Source organism: Kitasatospora sp. NPDC091257 (genome assembly GCF_044757675.1).
Classification (GTDB): Bacteria; Actinomycetota; Actinomycetes; order Streptomycetales; family Streptomycetaceae; genus Kitasatospora; species Kitasatospora lactacystinica.
Genome location: NZ_JBIVVI010000385.1, coordinates 1 through 7156, shown reverse-complemented (window position 1 = coordinate 7156; position 7156 = coordinate 1). Strand labels below are relative to the sequence as shown.

7 protein-coding genes and 1 tRNA gene are annotated in these 7156 nt (G+C 70.5%); 6 read left to right on the top strand and 2 right to left on the bottom strand.

The window, feature by feature from the left end; genetic code table 11:
• Window positions 1-224 precede the first annotated feature (224 nt).
• The 6 genes from ACIQOV_RS19140 (at window position 225) to ACIQOV_RS19115 (ending at window position 5292) form a co-directional block, all read left to right on the top strand.
• Window positions 225-392 carry a hypothetical protein gene (locus ACIQOV_RS19140; protein ID WP_401049867.1) on the top strand — a complete coding sequence of 56 codons (168 nt, stop codon included), beginning with the start codon at window positions 225-227 and terminating at the stop codon, window positions 390-392.
• Window positions 393-536: 144 nt separating this feature from the next.
• A complete protein-coding gene (locus tag ACIQOV_RS19135) occupies window positions 537-740 on the top strand; it encodes a hypothetical protein (RefSeq protein ID WP_401049864.1) in 204 nt (67 codons plus the stop codon).
• 86 nt (window positions 741-826) lie between these two features.
• Window positions 827-1684 carry a bifunctional DNA primase/polymerase gene (locus ACIQOV_RS19130; protein ID WP_401049862.1) on the top strand — a complete coding sequence of 286 codons (858 nt, stop codon included), beginning with the start codon at window positions 827-829 and terminating at the stop codon, window positions 1682-1684.
• Window positions 1685-1686: 2 nt separating this feature from the next.
• Entirely contained in the window at window positions 1687-3171 is a 1485-nt protein-coding gene (locus ACIQOV_RS19125; protein ID WP_401049861.1) for an ATP-binding protein, read from the top strand.
• A gap of 485 nt (window positions 3172-3656) precedes the next feature.
• Window positions 3657-3851, top strand: a complete 195-nt coding sequence (locus ACIQOV_RS19120; protein WP_401049859.1) for a helix-turn-helix transcriptional regulator — start codon at window positions 3657-3659, stop codon at window positions 3849-3851.
• Window positions 3852-3912: 61 nt separating this feature from the next.
• Window positions 3913-5292, top strand: coding sequence for a tyrosine-type recombinase/integrase (locus tag ACIQOV_RS19115; RefSeq protein ID WP_401049856.1), 1380 nt, complete (start codon window positions 3913-3915; stop codon window positions 5290-5292).
• A gap of 140 nt (window positions 5293-5432) precedes the next feature.
• Here the strand turns inward: ACIQOV_RS19115 and ACIQOV_RS19110 are convergent.
• Both ACIQOV_RS19110 and ACIQOV_RS19105 read right to left on the bottom strand, forming a co-directional pair.
• Window positions 5433-5520 (bottom strand) — tRNA-Ser (locus ACIQOV_RS19110).
• Window positions 5521-5583: 63 nt separating this feature from the next.
• On the bottom strand, window positions 5584-7156 hold a 1573-nt coding region (locus ACIQOV_RS19105), incomplete at its 5' end, for a S1C family serine protease (RefSeq protein ID WP_401049855.1).

Here is a 7156-nt window from a genome sequence, read left to right as displayed (position 1 = left end):
TTGTCGTCCGTGTTATAGACGATTTCGAAGACTCTTTCGCTCCTGGACGCTGTTCCGATCCGGGTTGTTGCAGGTCAGAGCAACAACAACAACCACAACAACGCCGACGACTGGTCCACCCGAGAGGGGTTCGTCATGCGCGCCGACCCCGACAATCCCGCCCGGACGATCATCGTCAGCCGCGCCACCGCCGCATGATCCACTCACACGAAAGGCACCCCGCCATGACCGACCGCTGGCCCGACAAGGTCATCCCGGACTTCACCGTGGAGGAGCTGTGTGCCGCGATCGAGCGGCACAAGGACGACCCCAACCCGGTCACCCAGGACCTCGTCCGCAGCTGCTGGCGCGAGTGGGAGCGCCGCCACGGACTCACGTCCGACGGGGACTGACTCCGCCCATACGCCTCCGCACCGGAGCCCCCGTCAGCACCCGCTGGCGGGGGCTCGGCCACACCCCGGCACCAGCCACTACGACCCCGCCCCGCCCACCACCTCATCACCGCCGCCGTCGTCGCGGCAGCCTGACGAAAGGCCGTGCCCGTGTACGAGTACGACCTCGACGACCACGACTACGACGAGTACGACCCCGAGGACACCGAGGACTGGCAGCCGGGCGAGTGCGACTGCTGCACCGTCGGCGAGCCCGCCGAGACCCCGCTCGGCTTCCTGTACTGCGCCTGCCAGATCGGGCAGGGCGCCGCCCCCGAGAACTGCGCCTGCGGATCCGACCAGGACTGACTTCGCCCGGAGCGGCCGGCACTCCCGGCCAGGACCCCCGGCCGCTCCGGTTCCCCCGCCCCATCGAGACGAGGAGAACCCCCAGCATGACCCAACCGACCATGATCCGGGGCGAACAGCCGCTCGCCATCGCCCTCTTCCTGGCGACCTTCGGCGTGCCCGTGCTGCCGCTGCGGGCCGGGAAGGTGCCGTTCGGCAACTGCCCGGGCTGCGCCAGCAACGCGTGCGGCGGACGGCCGAACATGAAGACCCCCGGCCCCTGCACCTGCCCGCTGCCCTGCCACGGATGGGCCGCCGCCACCACCGACCCCGCCGTCCTCAACTCGCCGGAGTGGGCGCGGGCGTGGCGCGAGGCGGCGGCGGTGGCCTACCACCCCGGCGGCGCCGGGGTGACCGTGGTCGACCTCGACAACGCGCAGGCCCTTTCGTGGGCGCGCGAGACCTTGCCCGCGACCCGGATCGTGTGCACCACCCGGGGCGAGCACTGGCTCTACCGGGGAACCATGGCGTCCTCCAACGCGGTGCGAGACGGCGTGGACATCAAGTCCACGATGGCCTACGCCCGTTGGCTCGGCCCGGGCACCGGCGCCATGACGGCCCTGCCGGAGGTGGTCCGCGGCCTGATCGTGAAGGAGCCCGCAGCTGTCCGGCCGACGGCCGTCGCCGTGCCCGCACCGGCCGAGGGCGGGAAGTGCCCTCACCGCAGCCCGGCGTACCTGTACCGTGGCATCGCCATGGCTGAGCAGCGCATCGCCGAGGCGTCCAGCGCGGTGCACAACACGGTGTACGAGACGTTCCTCGCGGTGCTGGCCACGCACGGGAGGTGCGGATGCCTGACCGAGACGCACACCGCGCGGCTGTTCACTGCCGCGCAGGCCAAGGGCGAATCGCCCCGGCACTGCGCCGACGCGTGGGTCAACGCCCTCACCCGGCTGGGAATGTAGCCGTGTCCGAGGATGAGAAGAACCCCGCGCGCAAGGTCATCGCCGACTACGCCTCAGCGCACTTCCGGTACTTCCGCACGGCGGACGGGACCGTGTACGCGCAGCGCAACGGCCACCCCGTCGCCCGCCCGATCCGCTCCCAGGGCACGACGGGCAGCCACCGCCAGGAACTCATGGTCGGCCTGTACCGGGACGGGGTCGGTGTCTTCAACGGGAGCGCCATCAAGGAGGCGCTGGACCTGATCGAAGCGCTCGCACTGGTCGAGGACGTGCAGCCGGTCCACATCCGCGTCGCCCCCGGATTCGACGGGGCCACCTGGCTCGACCTGGGCCGCGCCGACGGAAAGTCCGTGCGCATCCACCCCACCGGCTGGGACATCCTCGTCCCGGACCCGCGCGAGGTGTGCTGGCGGCGCACCCAGCTCACCGGCGAACTCCCCCTTCCCGCCAAGGACACCGACGGCAAGGGAATCGACCTGCTGCTCCGGTTGACGAACTTCACCGACTCCCAGACCGAGTGCCTGGCCATCGCCTGGCTCATCGGCTGCCTCGGGCCCGGGGTACCCGTCCCGGCGCCGTTCCTCACCGGGCCGCAGGGCGCCGGCAAGTCCACGGCCGGCCGGATGCTCGTACGGATCATCGAGGGCATGAGCGGTGACCTGCGCCGGGCACCGAAGGACGAGGAGAACCTCGTCGCCGCCGTCGCCGCCGGGTGGGTCACCGCCCTGGACAACCTCTCCCACATGACCCCCGACCTGTCCGACGCCATGTGCTGCATCGTGACCGGCGTCGAGTCCGTCAAGCGCGCCTTGTTCACCGACGGGGACGTCCACCGCTCCAGCTACCGCCGGCCCCTGCTCCTGACCGGCATCGACGTCGGCGTCATCCGCCCCGACCTCGCCGAACGCCTCCTTCCCCTGCGCCTGGAACGCCCCCGCGTCCGGCGCACCGAGGCAGAGCTGTGGGCGGAGTACGAGGAGGTCCTGCCGGTCGCCCTCGGGTCCCTGCTCGACCTCACGGTCAAAGTCCGCGCGGCCGAGGCCCAGACCCCGACCGATCTGCGCATGGCCGACTTCGCCCACCTGTGCGCGCAGCTCGACGCCGCGACCGGCTTCGGGGTGCTCCCGGTCTACCGGGCCAGCCTGGACGACCTGAACGACGACGTCATCGAAGGCGACCTGTTGGCGCAGACCGTCCTCAAGCACGCCGAGAGCATTGAGAAGGGCGGGGCGCAGCGCATGACGTCCACCGAGTGGCTGCACTGCCTCAGCCGTCTCTACGCGGGGGACGAACTGCGTCCCCTGCCCAAGGGCTGGCCGACCACCGGAAAAGTCCTCTCCGACCGCCTCAAGCGCCTCCAACCCACGCTCGCGGCCCGCCAAGTCCTCATCGACACCGGCCGCACGCGAGAGGGCCGCTATCTCGAAATGGCCCGCCCCGCCCCAGCCGCCCCCGCCGTCCCCCACGAACAACTCCAGGTGGCCTGACCCGGGCCATCTGGACAAGCAAGAAGAGCACCCGGCTGCCGAGCGGGTGCTCTTCTTGCTCTTCGGCGAAGCCGCTAAGGGTCGCGCCGCGCAGCGGCTCCTTCATCACGCCTGAGGGACGCGTACTACAACAAGCAGCCCCTCTTTTGTCCTAAAAGGGAAGACGCTGCGTCACCTGCGTCACGCGGCCCGAAAAACAGCCCTTGACCTGCACCAACAGCCGTGACGCAGACAACGGACGCTGCGTCATCCTGCGTCACCTGCGTCACGGGCTCCGTCACCGCGTGACGCAGCCCGTGACGCACGGGTGACGCATCCCGGGCCTCCTCGTCACACAAAGCCCCAGGTCACAGGCCTGAATGACGCAGGTGACGCTGTGACGCAGAAATCCGCACCTAGGACACACACCGAGAGGCGCCGCATCGGCTGCCCCGATCACCATCGACCTCAAAACACCCCACCTGCTGAACCCGGGAGGAACCGGCATGCCCGTGAAGGACCCGAAGCTCAAGCTCGCCGCCGTCCTCGAAGAGATCGACATGTCCCGGTCCGCGTACTACCGGATGGTCGCCCTGGGGAAGGGGCCCGCGACCATGAAGCTCCCCAACGGCCAGTTGCGCATCCGACGCAGCGCCCTCGATGCCTGGTGGGCCGCGCAGGAGCAGTCCTCCGCCGCCTGAACCGACCGCTGAAGTACCTGGAGCCCCGGCCAATGCCGGGGCTCCGTCATTTGGAGAGCATGTGCTGACGTACGACGTGAAGCTGTACACCATCCGTCAACGCTCCAACCGGAAAAAGCCCTTCGAGCTGCGCTGGAAAGTCGGGTCGAAGCCTCATTCGAAGAGCTACGTCACCAAGACCCTAGCCATCGGCAGGCTGGCCGAACTCCGCACCGCAATGAAGGACGGCGAGCAGTTCGACGTCGAGACCGGCTTGCCCGTCTCCGAACTGCGCAAGCTGATGCGGGAACAGAAGCAGGAGTCCTGGTTCGACCACGCCAAGAAGTACGCCAAGATCACGTGGCCGGGATCATCCGCGAAGGAGCGGGCCGCGCGGGCCGATGGGCTCGCCACGATCACGCCGGCGCTCGTGACGGACCACCGCGGGGCGCCGCCGGCGACCGTGCTGCGGACGGCTCTTTCGTGCTGGGCGTTCAACTTCTCCGACCATCAGGGCGAGATCCCGGAGAAATTCGCGGACGCGCTCGGCTGGATCGCCCGGAAATCGGTGCCCGTCTCGCAGTTGGAGGACTCGGACACCCTTCGGGAGGCCCTGACTGCCATCACCCTCAAGCTGGACGGCAAGCGGGCGGCGGACAATACGATCAGGCGCAAGTACTCCACCCTCAGCGGCGCGATTGGGTACGCGATCGAGCGGAAGCTCCTCACGGCGAACCCGCTGAAGTCCGTGAAGTGGGAGCCACCGGAGACGGATGCTGAGATCGACTTCCGGTACGTTCCGGCACCGCGACAGGCGCGGGAGCTGATCGAAGCGGTCCGGGCGCTCGGCCTGCGCGGGCGCCACCTGGCCACGTACTACGGCTGCATCAACTGGGCCGCCATGCGCCCGGCTGAGGTCGCTCACCTCCGCTTGGCCGACTGCACGCTCCCGAAGGCGGGGTGGGGCCTCATCGTGGCCCCCGGCAGCTCGCCCCGGGTCGGGTCGCGGTGGACCGACGATGGGCAGTCCCATGAAGAGCGGGGCTTGAAGCACCGGCCCCGTAAGGCCACCCGGGAGATCCCGATCCCTCCGGTGTTCGTCGGGCTGCTGCGCGAGCACGTGGACGAGTTCGGGCTGGGCCTCGACGGGCGCCTGTTCCAGGCTGCCGAAGGCGGGCTGGTCAGCACCAAGGAGACCTCGGAAGTCTGGAAGAAAGCCCGGGAGTTGGCACTAACCGCCGCACAGGCGAAGACGCCGTTCGCCGAGGTGCCGTACAGCCTCCGGGCCACCTGCGTGTCCGGGTGGCTGGCGGCCGGCGTCGACCCGGCAGAGGTCGCTCACCGGGCCGGCCACAGCATCACGGTGCTGTTCAAGTTCTACGCCAAGGTGCTCGACGGCCGGAAGGACCGCTCCAACACCCTGATCGAGCGGTTCCTCGACCAGGAGTACGGCGGCGAGTAGACCGGGAATCTGGCCCACAACTGGCCCACACGTGCTGACCGGACCCGGCACACAGGTGGGACAGCCCGGGACGGAATCGAAAAAGGGCGGGTACCGGCTGCTAGCCGATACCCGCCCTGAGCAGGTGGTTCTCCTACCAGCGGAGAGCGTGGGATTCGAACCCACGGTGACGGGTCACGCCACGACAGTTTTCAAGACTGTTCCCTTAGGCCGCTCGGGCAGCTCTCCAGGCGGAGGTCAGCCTAACGGGTCCGGCGGGGTTCGGCGCACACGTTTCGGTGCGGGCGGGGGTCACGACTGGTCGCCCTCGCGCTGACCGAGGGTGACCTTGGTGTTGAAGGTCTGGCCGTTGCGGGTGTACTCGACGTCGACGGTCTCGCCGGGCTTGTGCGTCCAGATCCGGCTGACCAGGGCCGGGCCGTTGTCGATCGGCACGCCGCCGAGCTTGGTGATGACGTCCCCCGGCTTGAGGCCGGCCTTGTCGGCCGCGCCGCCGGGGGTGACGGCCGGCTGGCCCTGGATGTCCTTGGTCTGGATCTGCGCGCCGTCGCCCTTGTAGTCGTCGTTGCGCAGCACGTCGAGCTTGGCGTAGACCGGCTTGCCGGTCTTGATCAGGGTGTCCGCGACCCACTTGGCCTGGTTGATCGGGATGGCGAAGCCCAGGCCGATGCTGCCGGCCCGGCCGTTGGCGGAGGCGTTGGACTGGATCGCCGAGTTGATGCCGATCACCGCGCCACCGGAGTCGAGCAGCGGGCCGCCGGAGTTGCCGGGGTTGATCGAGGCGTCGGTCTGCAGGGCGTTCATGTACGAGGCCTGCGAGCCGGTGTCGTCGCCGGAGGCCACCGGGCGGTCCTTGGCGCTGATGATGCCGCTGGTGACGGTGGACTCCAGGCCGTACGGCGCACCGATCGCGACGGTGGCGTCACCGACGTTGACCTTGTCGGAGTCGGCCAGCGGCAGCGGGGTCAGCTTGCTCTTCGGCGGGTTGTCGATCTTGACCACGGCGACGTCGTAGCCCTCGGCGTGGCCCAGCACGGAGGCGCTGTAGGAGCTGCCGTCGGCGAACTTGACGGTCAGTTTGCCGCCGTTGAGGGTCGGCGCGACCACGTGGTTGTTGGTGAGGATGTGGCCCTCGGTGTCGAAGACGAAGCCGGTGCCGGTGCCCGACTCGCCGTTGCCCTGCGCCTTGATGGTGACGACGCTGGGCAGCGCCTTCTGCGCGATGGCGGCGATCGAGCCGGGGGCGGGCTCGTTCTTCTGGGTGTCGCTGGCCTGCACGGTGGTGCTGCGGTGGTCGTTCGCGGAGCTGCGCTTGTCGGCATTGTCGGTGACGGTCACGCCGAGCACGCCGCCGGCCACACCGGCGACCAGCGCGACGGCCGCGATCAGGGCGACCAGGCCGCCGCGCTTCTTGCGCGGGCCGCCGGGGCCGACCGGACCGCCGGGGTGGTCCGCCGGGTAGCCGAGCGGGCCCGCCGGGCCGCCGGGGTAGCCCGCGCCGCCGGAGGTGGAGTCGTGGGCGGGGCCCCAGCCGCCGAGCGGCTGACCGGCCCCGAAGGGGTGGTGGCCGTGCGCGGCGGGGGCGGCGCCGTAGCCCTCGTGCGCGCCGGGGGCGGCCGGAGCGGCGCCGTAGCCCTCGTGCGCGCCGGCCGCCGGGACGCCGTGGGTCGGGGTGGCGTACGGGTTGTCGGCCGGCGGTAGCGCCGGGGCGGCGGGGGCCGCGGCCGGGGCGGGCGCGGCGAGCGGGGCCACCGGAGCCTGCGGGGCGGGCGGCAGGACCGGCGGCGGCGCGTCGATGTAGCCGGTGACCGGGTCGACGGCCGGCTGCTCGGCGGCGGGCGCCGCAGGGGCCGCGGGGGCCGCG

What these genes read in the sequence shown, in the direction of transcription:
- ACIQOV_RS19130 (WP_401049862.1), top strand. Translation starts at nt 827, where the DNA reads ATGACCCAACCGACCATGATCCGGGGCGAACAGCCGCTCGCCATCGCC.
- ACIQOV_RS19120 (WP_401049859.1), top strand. Translation starts at nt 3,657, where the DNA reads ATGCCCGTGAAGGACCCGAAGCTCAAGCTCGCCGCCGTCCTCGAAGAG.
- ACIQOV_RS19140 (WP_401049867.1), top strand. Translation starts at nt 225, where the DNA reads ATGACCGACCGCTGGCCCGACAAGGTCATCCCGGACTTCACCGTGGAG.